This window comes from Faecalibacterium sp. An77 (genome assembly GCF_002161315.1).
Taxonomy (GTDB): domain Bacteria; phylum Bacillota; class Clostridia; order Oscillospirales; family Ruminococcaceae; genus Faecalibacterium.
Genome location: NZ_NFHK01000013.1, coordinates 1 through 26,186 on the forward strand (window position 1 = coordinate 1; position 26,186 = coordinate 26,186).

Below are 26,186 nucleotides of genomic sequence, written 5' to 3' on the forward strand. Positions count from 1 at the left end.
TCTCGTGTTCCTGAATGTGGCTGTATTTTCTGGGCATAGCAAAGACCTCCTGTAGTAGTTTTATTCTACCACAGGAGGCCTTCTTTTTTCACTGTCTACTTTTACTGGAGCAGTTCAGGAAGCGACTCACGAGAGCGTTCTGAAAAAGTTGAACGATACCAAGCTCCAGCGGGAGTATGAGGAGGCCCTCGCCGTATTGGAGCGAATTCCGCCGGAAGTTATAGATTCCTACGTCAACCGAGACCTGGACACCTTATCAAAGAAGCGGGGAGGAAGATAACTGTTATGAATAGAGAACAAGAAATGTATTTCGATCAGTGCATGGACTTCCTCGCCCGTATGATTGAAAAATACGGCGACCGGGTCAAGTTCCCTGATGAACCTGAACATGAGTATCCTAATAAGATGGCTCCTGCTGATGGTGAGGCAAATCAAATAGCCGCCTAAAATGTATGTGGGAGGTCACCTATTCATCCCAGTGGCCTCCCACATCTTTATTTTTATCGTCTGTTCGGCAAAAATCTCGGTTTTGCTATTGACGGCACAGTTGGGATTATAGTAAAATGAAGTTGGGACAGTTATTTTGACTGTAATTTTCGCTTTTGAAACTATGAATCTCTAAAATTTATCCCAAATTCAAATCATTCCCACTAGAAATAACACGTCACTCCTCCCCTATTCAGATTCACCACTACGATTGCGAGAGGTACTATCATGAAAACTCACCCCAAATGTTATATCTACACCAGAGTCTCCACAGCCATGCAGGTGGATGGATACAGCCTGGATGCCCAAAAAGAGAAACTCAGGAGGTATGCTGAGTTCCAGGACATGGTCGTTGTCGGCGAATATTCAGATGAGGGCAAATCCGGCAAGAGTGTCGAAGGCCGCCCGGAGTTTCTGAAAATGATCCAAGACATTGAATCGCTCAAAGACCAGGTTTCCTTTGTTCTTGTTTTCAAACTGTCCCGTTTTGGCCGCAACGCCGCAGACGTTCTTACCTATCTGCAAAAGATGCAGGATTGCGGCGTCAACCTGATCTGCGTGGAAGATGGAATCGACAGCTCCAAAGACAGCGGTAAATTGATGATTTCCGTTTTATCGGCGGTCGCCGAGATCGAGCGTGAGAACATTCTCGTGCAGACCATGGAGGGTCGCAAGCAGAAAGCCCGCGAGGGACGCTGGAACGGCGGTTTTGCACCCTATGGGTACAAGCTGGAAAACGGCGAGCTCTCAATCGCCGAAGATGAGGCCGAAGTAATCCGCATCATTTATGACAAATACGTTCACACCACGATGGGCGTATCCAAAATCGCCATCTGGCTGAATTCCCATGGTTACAAAAAGAAAAAGCGCCAGAACAACACGCTGGATAGCTTCTCTGCCGTCTTTGTAAGAGGTGTCCTGGAGAACCCGATCTACTGCGGCAAATTGGCTTACGGACGCCGACACAACGAAAAGCGCCAGGGCACACGGAACCAATACCATATTGTGAAGCAGGAAAAATATATGCTCTACGATGGTATCCACGAACCCATCGTTTCAGAAGCCGATTGGCACCTGGCAAAACAGAAACGGGCAAACAATGGCGGCAAGAAAGAAAAGACCTACAGCCTGGAGCATGAACACATTCTTTCCGGGCTTCTCTGCTGCCCGATCTGCGGCGCTGGAATGTATGGCAACGTCAACCGAAAGCGCGGTCCGGACGGGAAGTCGTATCGGGACTATTTCTATTACCAGTGCAAGCACCGCAAAGAAGTCGATGGTCATTCGTGCACCTACAGCAAGCAATGGAGTCAAGATTTCATCAACGATGCAGTGGTGACCGTAATCCAGAATCTGATTCACAACCCCAAATTCTCAAATGCCATCCAGAACAAAATCGGTCAGTCCATTGATACCCGGGAGTTGGAGCAGCAGCTGGATGCGCTCCGTAAAAAGCTCCGGCAGCTGAACGGTGCCAAGAATCATATTGGAGATCAGATTGACCACTTGAATTTTGACGATCCCCACTATGAGCGCAAGAGCCAGGATCTCCAGGACCGTCAGGATCGCCTTTACGATGAGATGTCAGCCATAGAAAAATCCATCAATGAACTCCAGGCCAGAATCCTAAACGTCCGAAGCCAAAAAATCCGCCGCGATAACATCTACCAGTATCTCGTCTGTTTCGATCAGCTCTACGATGAATTTACAGATGCTGAGAGAAAAGAGTTCATGAAGAGCTTTATCAAACGCGTCGAAATTTTCCCAGAGCAGCAGGCGGACGGCCGGATCTTGAAACGCATTGATTTCCGAATTCCAGTCTTCTTTAACGATCAGGAAGTGGATATGTTGGATTGGGACGGAAAATCGACGCACGAGACGGTAATACAACTTTCCAAAGGTTCATTTACCCCAAAAACAGTCTATATGTAATTTGCAGGCTTGTCCCAACCAAGGAAAAGCCCATCCTGAAAATGCTAAAATCTTTTCAAATAACTTCGCCCCCTCAGGCAAGGCGCCGGACATACATCCTAACGGAGTATGTTCGGCGTTTCTTATTGGCGGATTGGGTGTATAGTCACTTCCTTTTAAAATTTGCATCCAATAGAAAGCCTTGTACTGGAACTGTCAGCCTCACCAGGCTGCTCCCAAAATGAATTCATCCTCAAAAGTGTTCGGTGTTCCCCATCTTCTTCTATCACCTCATGTCACAAGAAAATTTTGTTGCCTGCATAGGATCCAAATCATGTCCCCTGCACCCGCCGGGGATATTGATTTGGATCTTAATTTTATCTTAACACGCATCGAAACTCTTTTATTCTTTGATAGCGTTTTGCATGATACGATATCAGTGGCTCTCTATGAATCTCACAGACCGATATTGCAGGAGAAGATGAATATGGAGAATACACCTCAAACGATGTCAGATTTCCGCCCGGATAAGAAAAGCCCCCTTCCCACCGGAAAGCTGAAAATCTTTTTTGGATATGCGGCGGGTGTCGGCAAGACCTACGCCATGCTGCAGGCAGCCCACCAGGCTCAAAAAGAGGGGCTCGATGTGGTGGTAGGCTATGTAGAACAGCATGCCAGGCCAGACACGCTGGCCCTCCTGAATGGGCTGGAAATTTTGCCTTGCAGGGAGATCGATTACCGCGGAATCAAGCTGAAAGAATTTGATCTGGACCGGGCGCTCCAACGGAGGCCCCAGCTTATTCTGGTGGACGAATTGGCCCACAACAACGCCCAGGGATGCCGGCACACAAAGCGGTATCAGGATGTAGAAGAACTGCTCCAGGCCGGAATCAATGTCTACACCACGGTCAACGTACAGCATTTGGAGTCGCTGAACGACCTGGTGTCCTCCATCACAGGCATTGCGGTCCATGAGCGAATCCCGGATCGTGTTTTTGACCGGGCCAATCAGGTCGAACTGGTGGACATTGAGCCGGATGAGCTGATGAAGCGCCTCCAAGCCGGAAAAGTGTACCGGGAGCGCCAGGCAAAACAGGCGCTCCAAAACTTTTTCACATCGGAAAATCTGGCTGCCCTGCGTGAAATTGCCATGCGGCGCACGGCGGACCAGCTAAACCGGACCGCCGTGCAGGAAGGCAAGGAAAAGAGCGCCAAAGCCGGAGAGCACATTTTGATCTGCCTCTCTTCTTCGCCATCCAATGCGAAAGTAATCCGAACCGCTGCACGCATGGCGGAAGCCTTCCACAGCGGATTCACTGCGCTGTTTGTCCAGACACCCGAGACAAACGAATTGTCCGGCGACAACTTAAAACGCCTGCGCAGCAATCTGCATCTGGCGGAACAGCTTGGTGCACAGATCTCCACCGTCTATGGAATCGACCCGGCCGTACAAATTGCGGAATATGCCCGCGTCAGCGGCGTGACCAAAATTGTGATGGGCCGAATGAACCACAAGCAAAACCCTGTAACCGGGAAAAAGAGTCTGGCGGACCGGCTGATTGAACTGACAGATTTGGACATTTACATTATTCCGGATCACCAGCCGCTCTACAAAAAGCCCCTCGGAAAGCTCCGTATTCCCAAATCACACTTCACATGGAAAGACGCCTGCATTACACTGGCGGCCCTGGTGCTTTCCTCACTGGCCGGGTTTGCATTCTACCATGCCGGTTTCAGTGAATCCAACATCATCACTGTATACATTTTGGGCGTCCTGATCACAGCAGTATCGACAAACGGTCACTTTTATGGGGCAATGGGTTCCCTTTTAAGTGTTGCCGCCTTCAATTTTCTCTTTACAGAGCCTCGTTTTACCTTCCGCGCCAACGATCCCAATTATCCGGTCACCTTCCTGATTATGCTTTCCTCCAGCATCATTGCCAGCTCTCTGGCCAGCCGGGTCAAAGCACAGGCCCGCATGGCCGCGCAAAAGAGCTATTACACCGAGCTGCTCCTGGAAAGCAGCCAAAAGCTGCAAAAAGGGCGCACCGAATGGGATTGTCTTCGTCTGACTGCCGAACAGCTGAACCGGCTTTTTGACCGTCCCATCCTCTATGCCTTAAGCCAGCCCGAGCGGGATTTGGCTTTCCGGGTGGAGCCGTCCGATGCGCAGGACGTCTTGGCCGAACTGGGCACCGAAGAAATGGGCGTGGCCAAATGGGTACAAAAGAACAACAAGTACGCCGGCGCCACCACCAGCACCCTGCCGGACTCCAAATGGCTTTTTCTCTCGGTCAGAGGGACGCAGGGCGTCATGGGAATTGTGGCTGTCCCCGTTGCAGGTTACTCCATCCCCGACGCCTTTGAAAAGAATCTTATGATTGCCATTTTAAACGAGTGCGGCCTAAGCCAGGAACGCATTCGCCTGCAGGAAGAGCGCGGCAAAGCCGTGCCCTGACCAAAAAGTGACTGCAAGACGGCATTTCCGCCCCGGCTGTTTCACAGGAAGCGGGTCCGCCCCCCGCCGGAAGGGATGAAGAAATCTTAATCTCCCGTTAATGCCGCGGTTTCTTCCTTAATCCCTCCTTACTACAAATTGCGGTATTCTATGGACGCAAGACAAATGTTGTATGTCTTGCGGATTCACCCATTTTGAAAGGAGAACGAGCTTATGGCAGACTATATGCTGCTTCGTATAGCTATGATTGGCTTCACCACCGGAATGTTTGCGCTGACGATCTTTGTCGGAAAAATGGCGTATGCAACATGGCACAGTTTCTATCAGCGAAAGGAGCACCGGAGATGATGGATTGCTTGATGATCGGAATCATTCTGGCCGGCTTTGGCGTTGTCAAGCTGCTGGCGAGCTGGTGCCAGCGGCAGGTCGAATCGGAAGAATAAGAAAGCACAGGAGTTGATCCCCATGATTTTGCTTGGAATAATTGTTCTGCTGCTGGGCGGGTATCTGGTATACGCCCTGGCGCATCCGGATCGGTTTTAAGATCCAGGACACCGTATAGGAGGTTTTTGTATGGTACAGCTGGTCCTGACATTGATCATTTATTTGATCCTTGTTATTCCAGTGGGGCGGTATCTCTATCATATCGCCGCAGGAAAACACACCTTCGCCGACCCCGTCATGGATCGGGTCGACGGGGCCATTTACAAACTGGGCGGCGTGGACCCTCAAAAGGGCATGAACTGGAAGCAGTACGCCCTGGCCCTGCTGGGCACCAACGCGGTGATGATGACCATTGGCTATGTGATTCTCCGCATCCAGAGCATCCCCCTTCTGAATCCCAACGGGATGCAAGGCATGAAGTCGGATCTGGCCTTTAACACCATCATCAGTTTTATGACCAACACCAACCTGCAGCACTACTCCGGCGAAAGCAGCCTGAGCTACCTTTCCCAGATGCTGGTCATCATCTTTATGATGTTCGTCTCTGCAGCCAGCGGCTACGCCGCCTGTGTCGCATTCATCCGCGGCCTGGCCGGCAAGACCAAGGATCACGTAGGCAACTTCTTTGCCGATATGGTTCGCATCACCACCCGCGTGCTGCTGCCTTTCTCCCTGGTGGGCGGGCTTCTGCTGGTATGGCAGGGCGTACCGCAGAACTTCTCGGAAAATGTCGTGGTACAGACTCTGGAGGGCACATATCAGGTTCTGGGAATGGGGCCGGTGGCGGCGCTTGAAATCATCAAGCACCTGGGCACCAACGGCGGCGGCTTCTTTGGCGCCAACTCCGCCACCCCCATGGAGAACCCCACCATCCTGTCCAACCTGATCGAGCTGTATTCTATGATGCTGCTGCCCGGCGCCTGCGTCATTACCTTTGGCAAGATGGTGGGCGACGGACGTCTCCAGCATCAGAAGACCCCGGCCCAGGAAAACATGCTGCCGACCCATCCGGAGAGCATCACCGCCCGGCTGTTTGGCAAAGAAGGCCGCAGCATCTTTTTGGCCATGGGTATCTTGTTCCTTGTTGGCCTGAGTCTTTGCTACTGGGCCGAGCTGCAGGGCAATCCGGCTCTGGCACAGATCGGCCTCAGCCAGTCCGCAGGCAGCATGGAGGGCAAGGAAGTCCGCTTCGGCATCGCTCAATCCGCTCTGTTCACCACCGTAACCACCTCCTTCACCACAGGCACCGTCAACAACATGCACGACACCCTGACGCCGCTGGGCGGCATGGTGCCCATGCTGCACATGATGCTCAACTGTGTCTTTGGCGGCAAGGGCGTGGGCCTCATGAATATGATTCTGTACGCCATCCTGGCGGTGTTCATTTGCGGGCTGATGGTGGGCCGCACCCCCGAATATCTGGGCAAGAAGATCGAGGGACGCGAAATGAAGCTGACGGCACTGGCCATCATCATCCATCCCCTGCTGATCCTGTCCTTTACTGCCCTGGCGGTGACGACATCCGCCGGGCAGGCCGGCGTTACCAATCCCGGTTTCCACGGCCTGAGCCAGGTGCTGTATGAATACGCCTCCTCTGCGGCGAACAACGGCTCCGGTTTTGAAGGGCTGGCGGACAACTCCTACTTCTGGAACATGACCACCGGCATCGTCATGTTCCTGGGGCGGTATCTGCCCATTGTGATTCAACTGGCCATCGCCGGCTCCCTGATGAAGAAAAACTATATCAACGAGTCTGCCGGCACACTGCAAACCAGCACGGCGAGCTTTGCAGTGATTCTTGTGTTCGTGGTGTATATCTTTGCCGCGTTAACCTTCTTCCCGGCGCTGGCTCTGGGCCCCATTGCCGAGCATTTGACCCTCTGGGGCTAAGGAGGATATTCGTAATATGAGCAAGAAACAAAACAAAAAGCTGCTGACCGGTGAAATCCTCAAACAGGCGTTCATCGGCTCGGTAAAAAAGCTGGACCCCCGGTATATGATTAAGAACCCGGTTATGTTCGTCGTGGAAACCGGCTTCTTCATTACACTGCTGCTGACAATCATGCCGGGGCTGTTCGGCGAAGGCGACACCGGCCTGCGTACTTACAACTTGATTGTTTCCATCATTCTGCTGATTACGGTACTGTTCGCCAACTTTGCAGAATCTGTAGCGGAGGGCCGGGGCAAAGCCCAGGCCGCCAGCCTGAAAAAGACCCAGAAGGACACCCAGGCCCACCTGCTGCATCCGGACGGCAGCGAGACCCTTGTTTCCTCCAGCGAGCTGAAAAAAGGCGACATCGTGATGGTATCGGCCGGAGAGGTGATTCCCGGCGACGGCGAGGTCGTCGAGGGCATTGCCTCGGTGGATGAGTCAGCCATCACCGGCGAATCCGCCCCCGTCGTTCGTGAGAGCGGCGGCGACTTCTGCTCGGTGACCGGCGGCACCACGGTGGTGTCCGACTGGCTGAAAATCCGGATCACCTCCGATCCCGGCAACAGCTTTCTGGACCGCATGATTGCCCTGGTGGAAGGCGCTTCCCGGAAAAAGACTCCCAATGAAATCGCCCTGAGCACCCTTCTGGTCTCCCTGACCATCATCTTCCTGATTGTCATTGTCACCCTGTACCCCATCGGCATGTATTGCGGGGTTCAGCTGCCGCTGTCCACCCTGATCGCCCTGATGGTTTGTCTGATACCCACCACCATCGGCGGCCTGCTGTCCGCCATCGGCATCGCCGGCATGGACCGCGTCACCCGGTTCAATGTGATCGCCATGTCCGGCAAGGCCGTTGAAGCCTGCGGCGACGTGGACACCATGATTCTGGACAAAACCGGCACCATCACCTTTGGCAACCGTCTGGCTGCCGACTTCTTCCCCGTGGAGGGGGCGAGCCGCAGCGATCTGATTCGCTGTGCGGCTCTGACCAGTCTTCACGATGAGACCCCCGAGGGAAAATCCACGCTGGAGCTGGCTCGCCGTCTGGGAGATGACAGTCAGGAGATCCCCGGTTCCTCCTTTGTGGAGTTCACCGCCCAGACCCGCATGAGCGGCGTGGATCTGCCCGACGGTACCCGGGTCCGCAAGGGTGCTTCGGACGCCATCGAGCAGTATGTCACGGCACAGGGCGGAACCGTCCCTGCCGACCTGCACACCCATGTAGAAAAGGTTTCTTCTCTGGGCGGCACGCCCCTGGTCGTGTGCCAGAACAACCAGATTCTGGGCGTTATTTACCTGAAAGACACCGTAAAACCCGGCATGGCGGAGCGCTTTGAGCGTCTGCGTGCCATCGGCATCAAAACCATCATGTGCACCGGCGACAATCCCCTGACCGCAGCCACCATCGCAAAGGAAGCCGGTGTGGACGGGTTTATTGCCGAGTGCAAGCCCGAGGACAAGATCCGCGTCATCAAAAAAGAGCAGGCCGAGGGAAAGATCGTTGCCATGACCGGCGACGGCACCAACGACGCCCCCGCCCTTGCCCAGGCCAACGTGGGCCTGGCCATGAACTCCGGCACCACTGCGGCCAAGGAAGCCGCCAACATGGTGGATCTGGACTCTGACCCCACCAAGATTCTGGAAGTGGTGGAGATCGGCAAGCAGCTGCTCATCACCCGCGGTTCCCTCACCACCTTCTCCATTGCAAACGACATTGCAAAGTATTTTGCGATCATTCCCGCCATGTTTATGGCGGCCATTCCCCAGCTGGGCGTCCTGAACATCATGCACCTGAGCACCCAGAACAGCGCCATCCTGTCGGCCCTGATTTTCAATGCGCTCATCATTCCCTGCCTGATTCCTCTGGCCATGAAGGGCGTCAAATACCGCCCCATGTCTTCCGGCAAAATGCTGGCCCGGAACATGATGATCTACGGTCTGGGCGGTGTGGTCCCCCCCTTTATCGGCATCAAAATCATCGACACCATGATTGCCCCTGTCCTGACCACACTGGGCATCTGAGGAGGTTCCTTACTATGAACGAAGCAACCCATAAGAACGCATTTTTTCATAGTCTGCGCCAGTCTCTGGTGGTGACATTGATCTTGCTGCTGCTCTGCGGCTTTGTGTTTCCGGTCCTGCTCAGCGGGATTTCTGCGGTCCTCTTTCCCAGCCAGGCCAACGGCAGTCTGGTCTATTCCTACGGCCAGGCGGTGGGGTCCGCCCATGTGGGCCAGGAGTTCACCAAGCCCTATTTCATGAAAGGACGCCCTTCCGCTTACCACTACAACACCTACTACCAGGATGAACAGGGCAACCGGTACTACAGTGACGGCACCCCGTTCGCCGGGATCGGTTCCGGTTCCAACAACTACGCGCCCTCCAATCCCGCATTGACGGAACGGGTCGAGGCTGACATCGAGGCCTTCCTGGAGGCCAACCCGGACGTGAAACGGGAGGACATTCCCGCCGACCTGATGACCGCTTCCGGCTCCGGTCTGGACCCCCATATCACGCCCGCGGCGGCCCGCATTCAGATTCCTGCTCTGGCGGCCGCTTCCGGCCTGAGCGAGGAGGAACTGGAGCAGATTGTGGAGGACAATACAGAGGGAAAGCTACTGGGTATTTTTGGCGAAGAAACCGTCAACGTCCTCGGCGTAAATCTGGACATTGCCAAAGCAATGGGCCTTGCGTAATTCCCTCCCCTGCGGACTTTCCGGCATAGCGCACAAACCATATCCTGTGATCCAAAAAGGTCACCGGCTCTCCTGTACATCAGGCGGGCCGGCGGCCTTTTATTTGGTTTTAATCCCATCCCGGCAATCTTTTCTCCAGTTTTAGTCCCTGTGCGCTATGATAGAGCCGTAAGGAGGAGATTGATATGTTCACACGTATAAAACGCATCTCTTGTTGTGAAAGCCGGATGGACGCCCGGATTGAAAATTTCCTGCTCCGTCACCAGGGGTTTAAGCTGTTCCTGATTTATATTGGACTGCCCCTTTTCACAATGGCCGCGGTTGGTGTATGCACCACCGCTGCTGCCCTGTCCCTAGCGTTTCTGTTCGGCTGGATGTGATTGACTCAAGAAAGCATTCAGGCCGGAATTGGGGTACTCCCAGGCAGCCCATCCCCAAGCAGCCGAAGCCCAGCGGTAGTTCCCGGTCTTAATGCCATCTTAATGTCTGTCTTAACAGATTAACGCCCCCTTTAGATGCGATATGGATAATGAGGCTATAAAGAAGGTAGGAAGACGCGGCCGAAATCCGGCGAACAGAACGCAGGTCGTCCGGCAGAACATCTGTTTCATGCATTGAAATCGAAATGAATTCGCCAACTCTTTAGGCAATCCGCTTGAAAGTGTGTTATAATACACCGGAGCGAAAGGAGGGCGGGACCATGGATGCCCCCACATTATCCGATCGAGTCACAGTCAAAGCACCCGGCAAACTCACCATTTTTGCCAGCTATTTTTCCGGCACCGGAAAAACCCACGCCATGCTGGAAGCCGCCAGAACAGCAAAGCAGGAAGGGCGGGACGTGGTGATCGGCCTGCTGTCCTGCGATGCATGGCCGTCTGTTCAAGCAGAGACCGAAGGTTTTGAGGCGGTGCGCTGCAAGACCGTCACCCAGGACGGGCGCACAGAATCCGAAATCGATCTGGACGCCTGCATCCAAAGGCTGCCGCAGCTGATCCTGATCGATGACCTGTCCCACACCAACCGGGGCGAATCCCGCCACCGGAAGCGCTACCAGGATATCGAGGAACTGCTGATTGCGGGCATCGATGTCTATACGACGCTGGACGTGCAGCACATTGAAAGCATCCAGGACACCGTTGTCTCCATTCTGGGCTCTTCCATCTCCGAACGCATCCCCGACCACGTATTTGACCGGGCATCACGGGTGGAATTCATCGACATGGACCCGGAAAGGCTCCAGCAGCGCCTGCTGGAGCACAAAAAAGTCCAGCTGCTTTCCGGCTATTCCCTCTCCCAGTTGAGCGCGCTTCGGGAAATTGGCCTGCGCCGCTGCGCAGACCGGGCCGCTCTGTACACCCAGGCGGGGCAAAACGGGACGGGATATCGTTCCCACGAACATATTCTGGTGTGCCTCTCCTCTGCTCCGTCCAACGAGAAAATCATCCGCACCGCCGCGCGGATGACCTGCGCTTTCAAATGTGAGTTTACCGCGCTGTTTGTGGAAACAAAGGACTTTCAGTGGATGTCACCGCCGGACAAAGAGCGCCTGCGCGCCAACATACATCTGGCGCAGCAGCTGGGCGCATCCGTTGAGACCGTATACGGCGACGATGTGGCCTATCAAATCTCCGAATTTTCCCACTTGTCAGGGGTCACGAAAATTGTGCTGGGCCGCAGCGGCTTCCCTTCCCGCCCCCTGTTCCGCAAGGCATCTCTAACCGACCGGCTGATTGAGCTTACGCCGGAGCTGGATATCCACATTATTCCCGACAACGGAATGAACCATCTGTTCGCCACCCGGCATCGGGAAATCATGCATCTGCCGCCCTTGTCCCTTCTGGACCTGCTCAAAAGCGGACTGATCCTGGTTTTGGCCACCCTCATCGGCTTTTTGTTCTATCATCTGGGCTTCACCGACGCCAATATCATCACCCTTTATATTTTGGGCATCATGCTGGTTTCCGTGTCCACAAAGAGCTCCATCTGCAGCTTTTTTGCATCCATTTTCAGCGTGCTCACCTTCAATTTCTTTTTCACCGCCCCCAGGTTTTCCCTGCACGCCTATGACAGCGGTTACCCGGTCACCTTTCTTGTGATGTTCCTGGCTTCCCTGCTCACCGGCTCACTGGCCTCCAAGCTGAAATCCCACGCCAAGCGGTCGGCCCAGGTTGCATGGCGCACAAAGCTCCTCTTTGAAACCAATCAGAATCTCCAGAAGGCCCGGACGCAGGAGGAAATTCTCTCGGTCACAGCAAAACAGCTGCTAAAGATCTTCCAACGCGACATCATTGTATACCGCATCAAAGAAGAGAACCTTACAGCGCCGGACATCTTCCTTGTGGATGACACTGCTTCGTCCGATTATTACACCTCGGAAAAGGAACGCGAGGTGGCGCAATGGGTGGTGACCAACAACAAAAGGGCCGGCGCGGGAACCGAAACCCTTTCCGATTCCCGCTGCACCTATCTGTCGGTTCGAAAAGGAGATCGGGTCTATGGGGTGGTGGGCATTGCCGCCTCGGATAAACCGCTGGATTCCTTTGAGACCAGTGTTCTCCTCTCGGTCCTGGGCGAATGTGCGCTGGCCCTTGAAAACCAAAAGAACCTGGAGGAAAAAGAAGCGGCTGCGGTTCTGGCCAAAAACGAACAGCTCCGCGCCAATTTGCTTCGGTCCATTTCGCATGACCTGCGCACCCCGCTTACTTCGATCTCCGGAAACGCCAGCAACCTGCTCTCCAACGGGGATCTGTTTGACGCCAAGACCAAAAAGCAGATGTACACCGACATTTACGACGACGCCATGTGGCTCATCAATCTGGTGGAAAATCTGCTATCTGTCAGCCGGCTGGAAGAAGGGCGGATGAATCTGCATGTATCCACCGAACTGATGGACGAAGTCGTCGCGGAAGCGCTGCGCCACATCAACCGGAAAAGTGCAGAGTATCACCTGCATGTGCAAAATAGCGATGAATACCTTTTGGCGCAAATCGATGCCAAGCTGATTGTTCAGGTCCTCATCAACATCATCGATAACGCCATCAAGTACACGCCGGCGGGATCTGACATCGACATTGGATGGGAGCGCAAAGGGAGTTTTATTTACATTTCGGTTGCGGACAACGGGCCGGGCATTCCCGACCAGGCCAAGCCGCATATCTTCGACATGTTTTATACGGTATCCAATCAAATTGCGGACAGCCGCCGCAGCATGGGACTGGGCCTGGCACTGTGCAAATCCATCGTCAACGCACATGGAGGAGAAATCACCGTGGCCGATCACCTGCCCCATGGGTCCGTCTTTACATTTTCTGTGCCAGCCGGGGAGGTAGAACTGCATGAATAAACCTTTGATTCTGGTGGTTGAGGACGACACGCCGGTCCGCAACCTGATAACTACGACCTTAAAAGCCCACGAGTACCGTTTTTTGACTGCGGCAAACGGAGAGTCCGCGGTTCTGGAGGCCTCCTCCCATAACCCCGAAATCATTCTGCTGGACCTGGGCCTGCCGGATATGGACGGCGTGGAAGTGATTCACAAAGTGCGTTCCTGGTCCAATGTGCCCATCATTGTCATCAGCGCCCGGAGCGAGGACACCGACAAAATCGAGGCTCTGGACGCCGGCGCGGATGATTATCTGACCAAGCCCTTTTCTGTGGAAGAACTGCTCGCAAGGCTGCGGGTAACCCAGCGGCGGCTGGCTGCCCTGCAGGTTGGGTCCGCCAATACCGAGTCCGTCTTTACCAACGGCAAGCTCAAGGTGGATTATGCGGCGGGCTGCGCCTTTCTGGATGGGCAGGAGCTTCACTTGACCCCCAGCGAATACAAGCTGCTCTGTCTGCTGTGCAAAAATGTAGGGAAAGTCCTGACCCATACCTATATCACACAGCAGATCTGGGGAAGAAGCTGGGACAACGATGTGGCTTCGCTTCGTGTATTTATGGCCACCCTGCGGAAAAAACTGGAAAAAGAGCCGGGCTCCCCCCAATACATCCAGACGCACATTGGCGTCGGATACCGCATGACGAAAGTCGAGCCCTGCGAAAAAAACGACAATGGAGAAAACTAAACCATGATTCAAACGAGAAATACAGACAGCGCATTTTCGCTTTTATTTTCTGTCCCTACGGTGTTTTCCGAACATCTCATCAAGCACGAGGACAACCAACTGCGGGACAAATACGACCACAATTCCTTTATTTATTCCGGCCAGCCCTCTCTGGAAGAATTCCAAAGAGCCCTGGCCTATCAAAAGGCCCGCGGGGATTCCTTCATCAAGCTGGAGGGCTATGAGCCTCTGGAATACGCCTTTGGAATGGAGCAGGAAGAAACCCTGACCATGGTTCTGCCCGGGGATGCGGTTTTTTCTTCCTGGAAGGTCAATCCCGACATCACCATCCAGGCGCCGGACTTTGCCCAGCTGGAACAGCACGAGCTGAAATATTACGGTCCCCTGTACGGGGAGGATTTCACTGTGCGGAACAACCGGCGTCTCCGGGAAAAGCTGACCTACCATGGGGCCTATCTGGGCGGCAAGCTGGTGGGCTCCTGCTATACCTATTCCGCCGGCGGATACACCTGCATGGACAGCCTGGTGGTGGATGAAGACTATCGTCATCGGTACATCGCCACCACATTGATCAAATACCTTGCCGAAACCGCCCGCCGGGAGGGCAATGTCCTCTACCTCCACGCCGACCCGGAGGACACCCCCAAAGACATGTATGCCCGGATGGGGTTCCAGATCACCGACACCGTCTACGAATACCTCTGCACCGATTTCAGTACCCTCAAGCTGGACTGAAAACGCCATTCAAACCGCCTGACCTCTGCAAAGAGGTCAGGCTTTTTTGTTTGATTCAGCGAAAGAATAGCTCATAAACATCCCGTTTTCCGGGCTGCCGGCGGCGCTTTCTCTTGCACCGGGGCTGCAAAGCTGTTACAATAAAACACGGCCGCTTTACTCAAAGAAAGGAATGGTTTCATGTATCACATTGCGCTTTGTGACGATACGCCGGAAGATATCCAGTTGATTCTCGCCATGGTGCAGCGCTGGGCTGCGGCCCGCGGCGCAGAAATCCAGACGCAGACCTTCTCCTCCGCCGAGAACTTTTTGTTTCACTATGCGGAGGACAAGCAGTACGACGTCCTGCTTCTGGATGTGGAAATGGGCGAAATGGACGGAGTTTCCCTGGCCAAGCGGCTGCGCCAGGCCAAAGACCCGGTTCAGATCGTCTTTATCACCGGCTATTCCGACTACATCGCCGAAGGGTATGAGGTATCGGCCCTCCACTACTTAATGAAACCGGTCCGGGAAGAAAAGCTAATGGACGTTCTGGACCGGGCCGCCCAGCGGCTGCAGGTGGAGGAGCGTGCCCTGTTCCTGAAACTGGAGGGCGAAATGGTCCGGGTGGCTCTGCGGGATATCCGCTATCTTGAGGTGCAGCAAAATTATGTCACCATCCACGCCGGGCAGGACTACACCCTCAAAAGCACTCTGGCCAAGCTGGCTGAGGAGCTGGATGAGCGGTTCTTTCAACTGGGGCGCTCCTATATCGTCAATCTCCACTTTGTGCAGCGGGTGACGCGGCAGGAAGCCATTTTGCAGGACGGCGCACGCATTCCCCTGCCCCGCGGCTACTACGACAAGATCAACCGCGCCATCATTGAGAGGTGCTGAGTATGTCTTTCCTGTCCAAATTCTTTCAGAGGCGGATGAACCGCCAGGTGGAAGCCTATCAGCGGGAACTGTTAGAGACCCATTACGCCGAGGTCAACAATATGTACCATCAGATGCGGGGCTGGCGGCATGACTACCGCAACCACATCCAGACCATGAAGGCCTATGCGGCCGCCGGGGACTGGGAGGCCATTAAAAACTACCTGGACCTGCTGGACACCGACCTGAACACGGTGGATACCGTCATCAAGACCGGCAACGCCATGGCGGACGCCATCCTGAACAGCAAAATCTCTCTGGCCAAGTCCAAGGACATCCAGGTGCACGCTGACGCCCACATTCCCTATGCCCTGCCTATCTCGGAAATCGACCTGTGCGTCATTCTGGGCAATCTGTTTGACAACGCCATCGAGGCCAGTCTCCCCCTGCCCCCGGAACAGCGGCTGATCCGGGTGTATATGGACACCAAGGGCAATCAGCTCTACATCTCCTTTACCAATTTCACCGCCGGGAAAAAGCAGAAGAAGCTGGGCGGCCTCTTTGCCACCACCAAACAGGAAGCCGGCCATGGCTTCGGGCTGGTGCGGATGGATGCCGTTGTGGAGCGGATGGGCGGATATCTGAGCCGCAACAGCGAGGACGGCGCCTTCTCCACCGAGATCCTGCTGCCGCTGGATTGCAATTCGTCCCCCAAAAACGACAGTTCGTCCCCCAAGTGACCCGCTTCGGCGGGTCTTTTGTTATACTTTGGGCGTGAGGTGAACAAACATGAAAGAAACAAAGCAAACACCCCGGTACAGCATCCTGTCCAGCTGTGCCTTTATGCTCCGCCAGGCCTGGACCTCCTGCCGCCTGGTGCTGTGGGTCAGCCTGGGCCAGACCGCCACGGCGGTGGGGGCCAACCTGCTGACCCTGCTGATGGGCCCGGCCCTGCTGGGCCTGCTGGAAACCGGCGCGCCCCTGCCGGCGCTGCTGCGCACCCTGGGAGGGTTTGTGCTGGCAGGGCTGGTGCTCTACTGCGCCATCGACTATCTGGACACCATCCAGCAGATGCCCTGGATTGTGGTGCGGCAGAACCTGTTCTATCAGGTGGAACACAAATATTTTTCCACATCCTACTGCCACATGGCCGACCCTGCCTTTCTGGCCCGGACCAGCCGGGTTATCCAGCTGGAAGGCCGCGGCAGCCGGGCCTCCTCGGAGCAGATCTGGCCCACCCTGGTCAGCCTGCTGACCAACCTGATCTGCTTTGTCATCTATATGGTCTTGCTGGCCGGGGTGGCCCTCTGGGTGCCGGTGCTGGCCGCCGCGGCCGCAGCGGCGGGCTACTGGCTGGGCCGGGGCCTGCGGCAGTGGGGCTACCGCCGCAAGGACCAGGAGGACGCCGCCCTTCACAAGCTGAGCTATGCCTCCGCCAAGGCCCGGGACCTGAAACTGGCCAAGGATATCCGGATTTTCGGCCTCCAGGGCTGGATGCAGGACCTGTTTGACAGCAGCCTGGCGGTGTATCAGGATTTCTGCTTCAAAAAAGAACGGCGCCAGCTCTGGGCCGATTTGCTGGACCTGCTGCTGGCCTTTGCCCGCAACGGCATCGCCTACGGCTATCTGGTGTATATCACCGCAGCGGGCCGGCTGTCGGCAGCGGAATTTCTGCTGTATTTCTCGGCTGTCAGCGGCTTTTCGGGCTGGGTCAGCGGGATTCTATCGGATTTCGTCCGGCTGTCCCAGCAGTGCGTGGACCTGTCGGCCCTGAAAGAATACCTCTCCCTGCCCGAGCCCTACCCGCTGGAGGGCGGCAAGCCTCTGGACATCCAGGCCCATCACCCCTACCAGCTGGAACTGCGGGATGTATCCTACCGCTACCCCGAGGCAGACCGGGACACCATCTCCCATCTGAATCTGACCATTGCGCCGGGAGAGAAACTGGCCGTGGTGGGCCTCAACGGCGCTGGCAAAACCACCCTCATTAAACTGCTGTGCGGGTTCCTGGAACCCACCGAGGGACAAGTGCTGCTGGACGGCCAGGATATCCGTCAGTACAACCGCCGGGATTATTACAAGCTCTTTTCGGCGGTCTTTCAGAAGTTTGTGATCCTGCCCGGCACCATCGCGGAAAATGTGGCCCAGCGCCGCACCGAAGAAGGCATCGACCAGGACCGTGTGGCGTGGTGCATCCAGCAGGCAGGCCTTACCGACAAAATCGCCTCTCTGCCCCAGGGGCTTGACACCAAAATGGTCCGCACCGTCTATGAGGACGCGGTGGAGCTGTCGGGCGGCGAGACCCAGCGCCTGATGCTGGCCCGGGCCCTCTACAAAAACGGCCCTGTCCTGGTGCTGGACGAGCCCACCGCTGCCCTGGACCCCATCGCCGAGGACGACATCTATCAGAAATATAAGGGGATGACCTCGGGCAACACCTCGATTTTCATTTCCCACCGGCTGGCCTCCACCCGGTTCTGTGACCGGATTCTCCTGCTGGACCACGGGTCCATTGCAGAAGAAGGCACCCACGACCAGCTGCTGGCCAAGGGCGGCAAATATGCCCAGCTCTTTGCCCTCCAGAGCCGCTACTATCAGAAAGGAGCTATCCAGAATGAAAGCTGCTGATTCCACCCCTTCGCTCCGCATCCAGCTGCGGGCCCTCCGCCTGTGGTGGAAGCTGAATCCCCGGTATGTCACCGCCTGCATCGTCAGCCCCTTTCTGACGGCGGTGCTGCCCTACATCACCCTCTATTTCACCGCCCGGCTGCTGGACGCCATCGCTGCCGGCGCGCCGGCCGATACCCTCTGGCGGCTGCTGGCCGGACTGCTCTTTGCCTCCCTGTTTTGCGGCGGGGCCAACGCCCTGCTGAAACACTGGAAAACCGGTCTGGATGAAACCCGCGGCTTTGGCCAGACCCGCTGCCTGGCGGACAAGATGCTCTCGATGGACTACGAAGTGGCGGACGACCCCGCCACCTCCCAGCTGTATGACGCCATCCTCACCAGCAGCAACGCGGCAGGCTGGGGCTTCCTGCGGACCATCGAGATCCTGCCCAGCCTCAGCGGTGCTGTTACCCGGATTCTGGGCGCCGTGGTACTGTCGGTGAATCTGTTCCGGCTGCCAGCGGCAGACGCCGCGTTTGCCTGGCTCAACAGTTCCCTGTGCACCGTCCTGCTGCTGGCCGCGCTGGTGCTGTCCGCCCTGGGATCGGGATGGCTGCGCACCCGGTCCTATGCCATCTGGGCCAGCAATGTGCAGCAGGTGACTTTCAGCAACCGGCTGTTCTCCTTCTTTTTCCGGCTTCTGAAAGACGGCACCGAACAGGCCCTGGACGCCCGCACCTACCGCCAGGACCAGCTGATCGACGCCATCAACCGCGCCCCGGAAAACAATGTGTTCCGGCTGGACGGCTCCTATTTCAAGGCCTACCGCGGTCCCATGGGCGGTCTGAATGCCCTGGGCCGGGCCCTGACCTGGCTGTTCACCGGCCTGGTTTACCTCTATGTCTGTCTGAAAGCCATGGGCAAGGCCTTCGGCGTAGGCGCTGTCACCCAGTATGTGGGAGCCATCACCAGCATGGCCCAGGGCGTGGCCGACCTGCTGGAAGGCTTGGGAGAAATGAAGAACAACCAGCCTTTCCTGGAGCAGTTTTTCCAGTTCCTGGACCTGCCCAACAAGATGTATCAGGGCAGCCTCACCACCGAAAAGCGCTCCGACCGCCAGTATGAGATCGAGTTCCGGGATGTGTCCTTCAAGTACCCCGGCTCGGACCAGTGGGCCCTGCGCCACGTGAACATGAAGTTCCGGGTGGGCAGCCGGCTGGCGGTGGTGGGCCAGAACGGCAGCGGCAAAACCACCTTCATCAAGCTGATGTGCCGCCTGTACGACCCCACCGAAGGCGAAATCCTCTTAAACGGCATCGACATCCGGAAATACAACTACAAGGATTACCTGGCTTTGTTCTCGGTGGTGTTCCAGGACTTCCAGCTGCTGGCCTTCCCGCTGGGTCAGAACGTGGCCGGCGCACGGCAATACGACCCCGACCGGGCCGCCGACTGCCTGCGCAAAGCCGCCTTTGGGGACCGGCTGAACACCCTGCCCCACGGCCTGGATACGGCGCTGTACAAAGAGTTTGACCCGGAAGGGGTGGAAATTTCGGGCGGCGAGGCCCAGAAAATCGCCATCGCCCGCACCCTCTACAAGGATGCGCCCTTCCTGATTCTGGATGAACCCACCGCAGCCCTCGACCCCATCGCCGAAACCCAGGTTTACGCAAAATTCAACGAGATTGCATCAGACAAAACCGCCATCTACATCAGCCACCGGCTGTCCTCCTGCCGGTTCTGCGACGAGATTGCAGTCTTTGACCATGGCCAGGTGATTCAGCAGGGCACCCACGACAGCCTGCTGGCCGACGAGGACGGCAAGTATTACGCCCTCTGGATGGCCCAGGCCCAGTACTATACCGAATAAGCAAAAAGGCTGGCAGCCGATGCAAAGTGCATCCACTGTCAGCCTTTGGTGTTTTCAGGTTTGCGGGTGAGTTTCGTTGTCCCCTGCGGCCTGCTGCTCAGCCAGGCAGCGGTGGTACTCCTCCAAAAGGGAGGCCAGGGTAATCCCCTCCATGGCCTGGCGGACCGAATCTTCAATCTTCTGGTAAGGAGCACGAAGCACTGTACGGATATTCTGCGCCACCGGGCAGGGCCGTTCCTGACAGGGGTGAATTCCAATCAGACAGGACAGGCCGTCGGGCTTGAGGGCGCGGTAAATCTGATACAGCGTGATGTCCGCCGGGTCCCGGCACAGTTCTGCGCCGCCGGTCCCCCGGGCCACCGAGATTAGCCCGGCCTTTTTCAGGGCGCTGATGACGGTCCGGATCACCACCGGATTGCAGCCGGTGCTCTGGGCCAGCAGGGCGCTGGTCACCCGCGCTTTTCCCTTTGCCTCATGAATGAATATCAGGCAGTGCACTGCAATGGAGCACTTGATACTGATCTGCATGGTTCTCCCCCTCGGATTGTGGAACGCAAGATGTAAAGATTGACTTTACATCCAGCTGGTGGTACACTGGACAAGGTCAGATGTAACGGTTTCCTTTACATCCTATTGTAATCCATCTTTTCAAAAATGCAACCGGGAATATTCCCCCAAAGAGAGAAGGACCGTCATGAACATCACCGAATTGTATTTCAGCCCCACCGGCGGCACCCAGAAAGCCGCCGATCTTTTCACCCAGGCTCTGGCAGGCCAGGTGCAGACCGTGGACCTGTGCGACAGCCGTGCAGACTTCAGCGCAGTTTCCCTGTCGGCTGAGGATTTGGCCGTCATCGCGGTGCCGTCCTATGGCGGACGGGTCCCTGCGGTGGCCATTCAGCGCCTGTCCGCCGTCCACGGTAACGGCGCAGCCGCCGTTCTGATGGTGGTATACGGAAACCGTGCCTTTGAGGACACCATGGCGGAGCTGGAGGACGCCGCCAAGGCGGCCGGGTTCCATGTGGTGGCAGGTGTTGCGGCGGTGGCTGAGCATTCCATCGCCCGGCAGTTTGCCGCGGGCCGCCCCGATGCGCAGGACGCCGCCCAGCTGGCTGCCTTTGCGGCACAGGTTCAGGAAAAGCTGGCCGCAGGCCGCACCACCCAGCCCGCTATCCCCGGCAACCGCCCCTACAAGAAGGCGGGCGGCTCGGGTATGGTACCCAAGCCCACCAAGGAATGTGCCAGCTGCGGCCTCTGCGCCCAGAGCTGCCCCGTTCAGGCCATTGACCCGGCCAATCCTCAGAAGGTGGATAGTCACGCCTGCATCTCCTGTATGCGGTGTGTCGCGGTCTGCCCCCACGGCGCACGGAAGCTCAATCCGGTGATGCTGGCCGCCGCCAATACCATGCTGAAAAAGGTCTGCTCGGACCGCAAGGAAAACGAGCTGTTCCTCTAAGGGGCTCTCCCCCGTCGTCCCGGCAGCGGACTGCGCGGGCCTCTTTTCAAAGAGGAGGTTCGGTGCTATACTGATGACAATTTACTGAATCATCCGGGAGGACAGGTTATGAAACGTTGGATTGTATACGGCAGCGAATACGGAACCACCCGCCGCTATGCGGAAGCCTGTTCCGCCCGGACCGGCATCCCGGCGGTGGACTACCGGTCCGCCCCGGATCTGGGCAGCTGCGACCAGGTGATCTATTTTGGCGGCCTGTATGCAGGCGGCGTCTGCGGACTGAAGAAAACCATCAAGTCCCTGTCCCCCGGCGTCCAGCTGATCCTGGTGACGGTGGGGCTGGCGGATGTGTCTGACCCCGAGAACATCCGCAGCATCCGCGCATCCATCCAGAAACAGGTCCCGGCGGAGCTTCTCCGCCGCACCCAAATCTTTCATCTGCGGGGCGGGATTGATTACTCCAGACTGGGCTTCAAGCACAAAACCATGATGACCCTCCTCTACAACAAGGTAAAGAATCTCCCGCCGGAAAAACGGAACGCCGAGACCCAGGCCCTCATCGACACCTTCAACCAAAAGGTCGATTTTGTGGACCTGAATGCTCTTGACCCCATTGTGGAGGTTCTGGGCTGAATTCCCGGTCCGCCGCAGACATTCCCATCGAACCAAACCAGCAGGTCACCTGGCCTGCTGGTTTCTTTTTATGTCTGGCTGTTTTCTGCGCGGTTTTGATTGGTTTTGCGTGATTGTTCCGTCTTTTAGGGGATGTGATGCTTTTTTCAGGAAATCTTTGTGAAGTTTTACGATTGATTTTGATTGACTTTGACTGTTTTTGGTGCTATACTCAGCTCAGACAAGCAAAACAGTTCACGCTCACCCACCCATCCAATCACAATCCGCCAAACCCGCTCAAGCAAGGACGCGGGGCGCGATTCAGAAAGGAGCATTCAGATGTTAGCGGAAGAACGGTTTGACAATATCCTCAAAATCCTGGCTCAGCGGCGTTCGGTGACGGTACAGGAGCTGTGCGACGCGCTGGACGCCAGCGAATCCACCATCCGGCGGGACCTGGTGCTGCTCAGCCAGCAGGGCCGCCTCAACCGGGTTCACGGAGGCGCCACCCTGCCGGACAACGCTTTCCTGACCAACGAAGAGAGCATGGCCGCCAAAGAGCACCAGGCCGTCGCCCAAAAACAGAGCATCGGCCAGATGGCCGCCGGATTCATCCAGGCCGACGACTTCGTCTTTGTGGATGCAGGCAGCACCACCCTGCAGCTGATCTGCGCCCTGCAGGGTCAGGGGCTGCGGGCCACCTTCGTCACCAACGGCATCGCCCACGCCCGCCTGCTGGCCCAAAAGGGATGCAGGGTCTACACCCTGGGCGGCCAGGTCCGCCCCAACACCGAGGCGGTGGTGGGAACGGCGGCCATGTCCAGCGTGGGGCGCTACAACTTCACCAAAGCGTTCATGGGTGCCAACGGCGTCTCACTGGACCGCGGGTTCACCACCCCCGACGTAGAGGAAGCCGCCCTCAAGACTCTGGCCATCAGCCGGTCCATGGAGAGCTGGTTTCTGGTGGACGACTCCAAATTCGGCAAGATTTACTCCGCTGTGATCTGTGAGCTCACCGACGCGGCCATCGTGACCAACCGCCTCCCCAACGAAAAATACCGCCGGTACGTCCTGATCAAAGAGAGCGACGCGTCCGAACAAATCATTTCTCAGGAAAAGGAGAGTCAAGTATGATCTATACGGTTACCTTCAATCCGGCCATTGACTATGTGGTTCACCTGCCCGGCAGCCTGGAACTGGACGCCGTCAACCGCACCGTTCAGGAGGAATATCTCTTCGGCGGCAAGGGCATCAACGTCTCCAGCGTGCTGCGGGCTCTGGACTGCGAAAACACCGCACTGGGCTTTGTGGCCGGACCCACCGGCCGCTGGCTGGAGGACGGTCTGCGGGACCAGGGAGTCCACACCGACTTCATTCACCTGACCGAAGGTGTCACCCGCATCAACGTCAAGATCAAGGCCTCGGAGGAGACCGAGATCAACGGCATGGGTCCCCAGATTGGCGAGGCCGACATGGAGCAGCTCTATGCCAAGCTGGACTGCCTGAAGGCCGGGGACGCCCTGGTTCTGGCGGGCAGCATCCCCTCTTGTCTGGCCGGCGACACCTACGAAAAGATCATGGCCCGTCTGGACGGACGCGGGGTTCGGATTGTGGTGGATGCCACCCGGGATCTGCTGGTGAACGTTCTGAAATACAAGCCGTTCCTCATCAAGCCCAACAACCACGAACTGGGTGAAATCTTCGGCCGGGAACTGACCACCGATGCCGAAATCATCGCCTGCGCAGCCCTGCTGCAGAGCCGCGGCGCCCGGAATGTTCTGGTGAGCATGGCCGGAGACGGCGCCCTGCTGCTGGACGAAAACGGCAATACCCACCGGATGGGCGTGCCCAAGGGCAAGGTCCTGAACAGCGTGGGCGCCGGAGACAGCATGGTGGCCGGCTTCCTGGCGGGCTATCTGCAAAAGGGCGATTATGAGTGGGCCCTGCGGCTGGGCACTGCCGCAGGCAGCGCCACCGCCTTTTCGCTGGGTCTGGCCACCCGAGAAAAAATCGACGCTCTGCTGAACGAGTTCTGAGAAAACCGTTTTGATCACAAGAGAAAGGAAGAAGATTTCTATGCGGATTACCGAACTGTTTTCTGTTCAGGCTATCGCTCTGGACAGCACGGCAGCCGATCAGGCTGCGGTGATCGACCAGCTGGTGGAGCTGCAGTGCAACCACGGCAACATCACCGACAAAGCCGCCTACAAGGCCGCCATCTATGCCCGTGAAAAGGAAGCCTCCACCTACGTGGACAACGGCATCACCGTTCCCCACGCCAAGGCCGCCTGCGTCACCCGGCCCAGCCTGGCTGTCCTGCGGCTGAGCAATCCGGTGCAGTACAACCCCGAGGACGACAGCAAGAGCGACCTGTTCTTTATGATTGCCGCCCCTGAAAACGGCAGCCTCCATGTGGATATGCTGGCCCGCATGATGCAGATGCTGATGCATGAAGATTTCGTGGAGCAGCTGCGGTCCGCCAAGACGCCCCAGGAATTTCTGGACTGCATCGACGCCCAGGAGCAGCAGCAGTTTGGCTCTGAGAGCTTCACCCAGGAGAAAATTGCCCCGCAGGGCTACCGGATTCTGGCCGTGACCGCCTGCCCCACCGGCATCGCTCACACCTACATGGCCGCTGAGGCCCTGGTCAAGGCCGGCGACAAGCTGGGCCTGCCCTGCAAGGTGGAAACCAACGGCTCGGGCGGCGCCAAGAACCTCTTGACCGCCGACGAGATCGCCGCCTGCGACGGCATCATCGTGGCCGCCGACAAGAACGTGGAGACCGCCCGCTTTGACGGCAAACCGGTTCTGTTCACCCGGGTAGACGACGGCATCCACAAGCCCGAAGAACTGATTCAGCGGATCGAGAGCGGCGAAGTGCCTGTCTTTCACGCCAAGGGCGGCAAGCCTGCCGCCGAGGCCGCGGGCAGCGACAGCCTGGGCCACACCGTCTACAAGCATCTGATGAACGGCGTCTCCCACATGCTTCCCTTCGTGGTTGGCGGCGGCATCCTGATCGCGCTGGCCTTCCTGTTTGACGATTTCTCCATCGATCCCGCCAACTTCGGCATGAACACCCCGCTGGCCGCCTTCTTCAAGACGGTGGGCAACGCAGCCTTCAGCTACATGCTGCCCATCCTGTCAGCCTACATCGCCATGTCCATTGCCGACCGTCCGGGTCTGGCCGTCGGTTTCGTGGGCGGCGTCCTGGCCATGAACGGCACCAGCTTCTCCGGCCTGCTGGAAGGCAGCACCACCGGCATCTCGGGCGGCTTCCTGGCAGCTCTGCTGGCTGGTTTCGTGGCCGGCTATCTGGTCAAGTTCCTGGAAAACATCACCGAAAAACTCCCCAGCAGTGTGGACGGCATCCGTCCCATGCTGATCTATCCCCTGGGCGGCATGCTGGTCATAGGCGTGGTCATGTGCGCCATCAACCCCATCATGGGCTTCATCAATGAGGCCATCGCCGCCTGGCTGAACACCATGGGCGGCACCTCCAGGGTCCTGCTGGGCGCCATCTGCGGCGGCATGATGAGCATTGATATGGGTGGCCCCTTCAACAAGGCTGCTTACGTCTTTGGCACCGCAGCCCTCTCCTCCGGCACGTACGATGTCATGGCCGCCGTCATGGTGGGCGGCATGGTTCCTCCCATCGCCATCGCCCTGTCCACCACCTTCTGCCCCAAGAAGTGGACCCGTGAGGAGCGCAAGAACGGTTTCGTCAACTACATCATGGGCCTGTGCTTCATCTCGGAGGGCGCGATCCCCTTCGCAGCCACCGATCCTCTCCGCGTCCTGCCCAGCTGCGTCATCGGCTCGGCGGTCGCAGGTGCTCTCTCGATGCTCTTCGGCTGCACCCTGCGGGCTCCTCACGGCGGTATCTTCGTCTTCCCCGTGGTGGGCAATGCCCTGCTGTATGTGGTGGCTCTGGCCGCCGGCAGTGTTGTGGGCGCTCTCCTGCTGAGCCTGCTCAAGAAGCCGGTTCAGGAGTAATTCCGCGGCACATCCCCAAGCAATCCTCCCTTCTTATATTCCCAGCCCAAAGGACCG

21 protein-coding genes are annotated in these 26,186 nt (G+C 57.0%); 20 read left to right on the plus strand and 1 reads right to left on the minus strand.

What is annotated here, in order from left to right:
* Window positions 1–285 precede the first annotated feature (285 nt).
* The 15 genes from B5G28_RS14655 to B5G28_RS06325 all read left to right on the plus strand — a co-directional run bounded on the left by B5G28_RS14655 (window position 286) and on the right by B5G28_RS06325 (window position 20,068).
* Window positions 286–447, plus strand: a complete 162-nt coding sequence (locus B5G28_RS14655) for a hypothetical protein (RefSeq protein ID WP_158099592.1) — start codon at window positions 286–288, stop codon at window positions 445–447.
* A gap of 267 nt (window positions 448–714) precedes the next feature.
* Complete coding sequence (locus B5G28_RS06260) at window positions 715–2,418, plus strand: recombinase family protein (protein WP_087246966.1); 1,704 nt, start codon at window positions 715–717, stop codon at window positions 2,416–2,418.
* Between the two features lie 466 nt (window positions 2,419–2,884).
* On the plus strand, window positions 2,885–4,855 hold the full coding sequence (locus B5G28_RS06265) for a DUF4118 domain-containing protein (RefSeq protein WP_242967487.1): 1,971 nt from the start codon (window positions 2,885–2,887) through the stop codon (window positions 4,853–4,855).
* Window positions 4,856–5,068: 213 nt separating this feature from the next.
* Entirely contained in the window at window positions 5,069–5,203 is a 135-nt protein-coding gene (locus B5G28_RS15135) for a hypothetical protein (RefSeq protein ID WP_255396773.1), read from the plus strand.
* 225 nt (window positions 5,204–5,428) lie between these two features.
* Complete coding sequence (locus B5G28_RS06275; RefSeq protein ID WP_087246972.1) at window positions 5,429–7,189, plus strand: potassium-transporting ATPase subunit KdpA; 1,761 nt, start codon at window positions 5,429–5,431, stop codon at window positions 7,187–7,189.
* A 16-nt stretch (window positions 7,190–7,205) separates the two neighbouring features.
* Window positions 7,206–9,257 (plus strand): potassium-transporting ATPase subunit KdpB, encoded by a 2,052-nt coding sequence (gene kdpB, locus B5G28_RS06280; protein ID WP_087246974.1) that lies wholly within the window; start codon window positions 7,206–7,208, stop codon window positions 9,255–9,257.
* Window positions 9,258–9,271: 14 nt separating this feature from the next.
* On the plus strand, window positions 9,272–9,931 hold the full coding sequence (kdpC, locus tag B5G28_RS06285; protein ID WP_087246976.1) for a potassium-transporting ATPase subunit KdpC: 660 nt from the start codon (window positions 9,272–9,274) through the stop codon (window positions 9,929–9,931).
* 185 nt (window positions 9,932–10,116) lie between these two features.
* Window positions 10,117–10,311, plus strand: a complete 195-nt coding sequence (locus B5G28_RS06290) for a hypothetical protein (protein ID WP_087246978.1) — start codon at window positions 10,117–10,119, stop codon at window positions 10,309–10,311.
* Between the two features lie 320 nt (window positions 10,312–10,631).
* The gene (locus B5G28_RS06295; RefSeq protein WP_087246980.1) at window positions 10,632–13,277 is read left to right on the plus strand and encodes a sensor histidine kinase KdpD; all 2,646 of its coding nucleotides are present in this window, start codon (window positions 10,632–10,634) and stop codon (window positions 13,275–13,277) included.
* On the plus strand, window positions 13,270–14,001 hold the full coding sequence (locus B5G28_RS06300; RefSeq protein ID WP_087246982.1) for a response regulator transcription factor: 732 nt from the start codon (window positions 13,270–13,272) through the stop codon (window positions 13,999–14,001). Before B5G28_RS06295 ends, B5G28_RS06300 begins: the two co-directional genes overlap by 8 nt.
* Before the next feature lie 3 nt (window positions 14,002–14,004).
* A complete protein-coding gene (locus B5G28_RS06305; protein WP_087246984.1) occupies window positions 14,005–14,736 on the plus strand; it encodes a GNAT family N-acetyltransferase in 732 nt (243 codons plus the stop codon).
* A 180-nt stretch (window positions 14,737–14,916) separates the two neighbouring features.
* Window positions 14,917–15,612: a LytTR family DNA-binding domain-containing protein gene (locus B5G28_RS06310; RefSeq protein WP_087246986.1), complete on the plus strand. Its 696-nt coding sequence runs from the start codon at window positions 14,917–14,919 to the stop codon at window positions 15,610–15,612.
* A 2-nt stretch (window positions 15,613–15,614) separates the two neighbouring features.
* Window positions 15,615–16,331, plus strand: a complete 717-nt coding sequence (locus B5G28_RS06315) for a GHKL domain-containing protein (RefSeq protein ID WP_087246988.1) — start codon at window positions 15,615–15,617, stop codon at window positions 16,329–16,331.
* A gap of 49 nt (window positions 16,332–16,380) precedes the next feature.
* The gene (locus B5G28_RS06320) at window positions 16,381–18,219 is read left to right on the plus strand and encodes an ABC transporter ATP-binding protein (RefSeq protein WP_087246990.1); all 1,839 of its coding nucleotides are present in this window, start codon (window positions 16,381–16,383) and stop codon (window positions 18,217–18,219) included.
* Window positions 18,206–20,068 carry an ABC transporter ATP-binding protein gene (locus B5G28_RS06325; RefSeq protein ID WP_087246992.1) on the plus strand — a complete coding sequence of 621 codons (1,863 nt, stop codon included), beginning with the start codon at window positions 18,206–18,208 and terminating at the stop codon, window positions 20,066–20,068. The genes B5G28_RS06320 and B5G28_RS06325 overlap by 14 nt, the downstream gene beginning before the upstream one ends.
* Before the next feature lie 54 nt (window positions 20,069–20,122).
* Here the strand turns inward: B5G28_RS06325 and B5G28_RS06330 are convergent, their stop codons facing one another.
* Window positions 20,123–20,596, minus strand: coding sequence for an Rrf2 family transcriptional regulator (locus tag B5G28_RS06330; protein WP_087246994.1), 474 nt, complete (start codon window positions 20,594–20,596; stop codon window positions 20,123–20,125).
* Window positions 20,597–20,762: 166 nt separating this feature from the next.
* On the opposite strand from B5G28_RS06330, the gene B5G28_RS06335 reads away from it, so the two are divergent.
* From B5G28_RS06335 to B5G28_RS06355, 5 genes are all read left to right on the plus strand, one after another.
* Window positions 20,763–21,524, plus strand: coding sequence for a 4Fe-4S binding protein (locus B5G28_RS06335; RefSeq protein WP_087246997.1), 762 nt, complete (start codon window positions 20,763–20,765; stop codon window positions 21,522–21,524).
* Window positions 21,525–21,632: 108 nt separating this feature from the next.
* Window positions 21,633–22,157: a flavodoxin domain-containing protein gene (locus B5G28_RS06340; RefSeq protein ID WP_087246999.1), complete on the plus strand. Its 525-nt coding sequence runs from the start codon at window positions 21,633–21,635 to the stop codon at window positions 22,155–22,157.
* Between the two features lie 318 nt (window positions 22,158–22,475).
* Window positions 22,476–23,270, plus strand: coding sequence for a DeoR/GlpR family DNA-binding transcription regulator (locus B5G28_RS06345; RefSeq protein WP_087247001.1), 795 nt, complete (start codon window positions 22,476–22,478; stop codon window positions 23,268–23,270).
* Complete coding sequence (pfkB, locus tag B5G28_RS06350) at window positions 23,267–24,172, plus strand: 1-phosphofructokinase (RefSeq protein WP_087247003.1); 906 nt, start codon at window positions 23,267–23,269, stop codon at window positions 24,170–24,172. The genes B5G28_RS06345 and pfkB overlap by 4 nt, the downstream gene beginning before the upstream one ends.
* A 40-nt stretch (window positions 24,173–24,212) precedes the next feature.
* The gene (locus tag B5G28_RS06355; RefSeq protein ID WP_087247005.1) at window positions 24,213–26,129 is read left to right on the plus strand and encodes a fructose-specific PTS transporter subunit EIIC; all 1,917 of its coding nucleotides are present in this window, start codon (window positions 24,213–24,215) and stop codon (window positions 26,127–26,129) included.
* Window positions 26,130–26,186: the final 57 nt, after the last annotated feature.

Coding starts and splice junctions, on each gene's coding strand:
- B5G28_RS14655 (WP_158099592.1), top strand. CDS start 286: ATGAATAGAGAACAAGAAATGTATTTCGATCAGTGCATGGACTTCCTC.
- B5G28_RS06260 (WP_087246966.1), top strand. CDS start 715: ATGAAAACTCACCCCAAATGTTATATCTACACCAGAGTCTCCACAGCC.
- B5G28_RS06265 (WP_242967487.1), top strand. CDS start 2,885: ATGGAGAATACACCTCAAACGATGTCAGATTTCCGCCCGGATAAGAAA.
- B5G28_RS15135 (WP_255396773.1), top strand. CDS start 5,069: ATGGCAGACTATATGCTGCTTCGTATAGCTATGATTGGCTTCACCACC.
- B5G28_RS06275 (WP_087246972.1), top strand. CDS start 5,429: ATGGTACAGCTGGTCCTGACATTGATCATTTATTTGATCCTTGTTATT.
- kdpB (WP_087246974.1), top strand. CDS start 7,206: ATGAGCAAGAAACAAAACAAAAAGCTGCTGACCGGTGAAATCCTCAAA.
- kdpC (WP_087246976.1), top strand. CDS start 9,272: ATGAACGAAGCAACCCATAAGAACGCATTTTTTCATAGTCTGCGCCAG.
- B5G28_RS06290 (WP_087246978.1), top strand. CDS start 10,117: ATGTTCACACGTATAAAACGCATCTCTTGTTGTGAAAGCCGGATGGAC.
- B5G28_RS06295 (WP_087246980.1), top strand. CDS start 10,632: ATGGATGCCCCCACATTATCCGATCGAGTCACAGTCAAAGCACCCGGC.
- B5G28_RS06300 (WP_087246982.1), top strand. CDS start 13,270: ATGAATAAACCTTTGATTCTGGTGGTTGAGGACGACACGCCGGTCCGC.
- B5G28_RS06305 (WP_087246984.1), top strand. CDS start 14,005: ATGATTCAAACGAGAAATACAGACAGCGCATTTTCGCTTTTATTTTCT.
- B5G28_RS06310 (WP_087246986.1), top strand. CDS start 14,917: ATGTATCACATTGCGCTTTGTGACGATACGCCGGAAGATATCCAGTTG.
- B5G28_RS06315 (WP_087246988.1), top strand. CDS start 15,615: ATGTCTTTCCTGTCCAAATTCTTTCAGAGGCGGATGAACCGCCAGGTG.
- B5G28_RS06320 (WP_087246990.1), top strand. CDS start 16,381: ATGAAAGAAACAAAGCAAACACCCCGGTACAGCATCCTGTCCAGCTGT.
- B5G28_RS06325 (WP_087246992.1), top strand. CDS start 18,206: ATGAAAGCTGCTGATTCCACCCCTTCGCTCCGCATCCAGCTGCGGGCC.
- B5G28_RS06330 (WP_087246994.1), bottom strand. CDS start 20,596: ATGCAGATCAGTATCAAGTGCTCCATTGCAGTGCACTGCCTGATATTC.
- B5G28_RS06335 (WP_087246997.1), top strand. CDS start 20,763: ATGAACATCACCGAATTGTATTTCAGCCCCACCGGCGGCACCCAGAAA.
- B5G28_RS06340 (WP_087246999.1), top strand. CDS start 21,633: ATGAAACGTTGGATTGTATACGGCAGCGAATACGGAACCACCCGCCGC.
- B5G28_RS06345 (WP_087247001.1), top strand. CDS start 22,476: ATGTTAGCGGAAGAACGGTTTGACAATATCCTCAAAATCCTGGCTCAG.
- pfkB (WP_087247003.1), top strand. CDS start 23,267: ATGATCTATACGGTTACCTTCAATCCGGCCATTGACTATGTGGTTCAC.
- B5G28_RS06355 (WP_087247005.1), top strand. CDS start 24,213: ATGCGGATTACCGAACTGTTTTCTGTTCAGGCTATCGCTCTGGACAGC.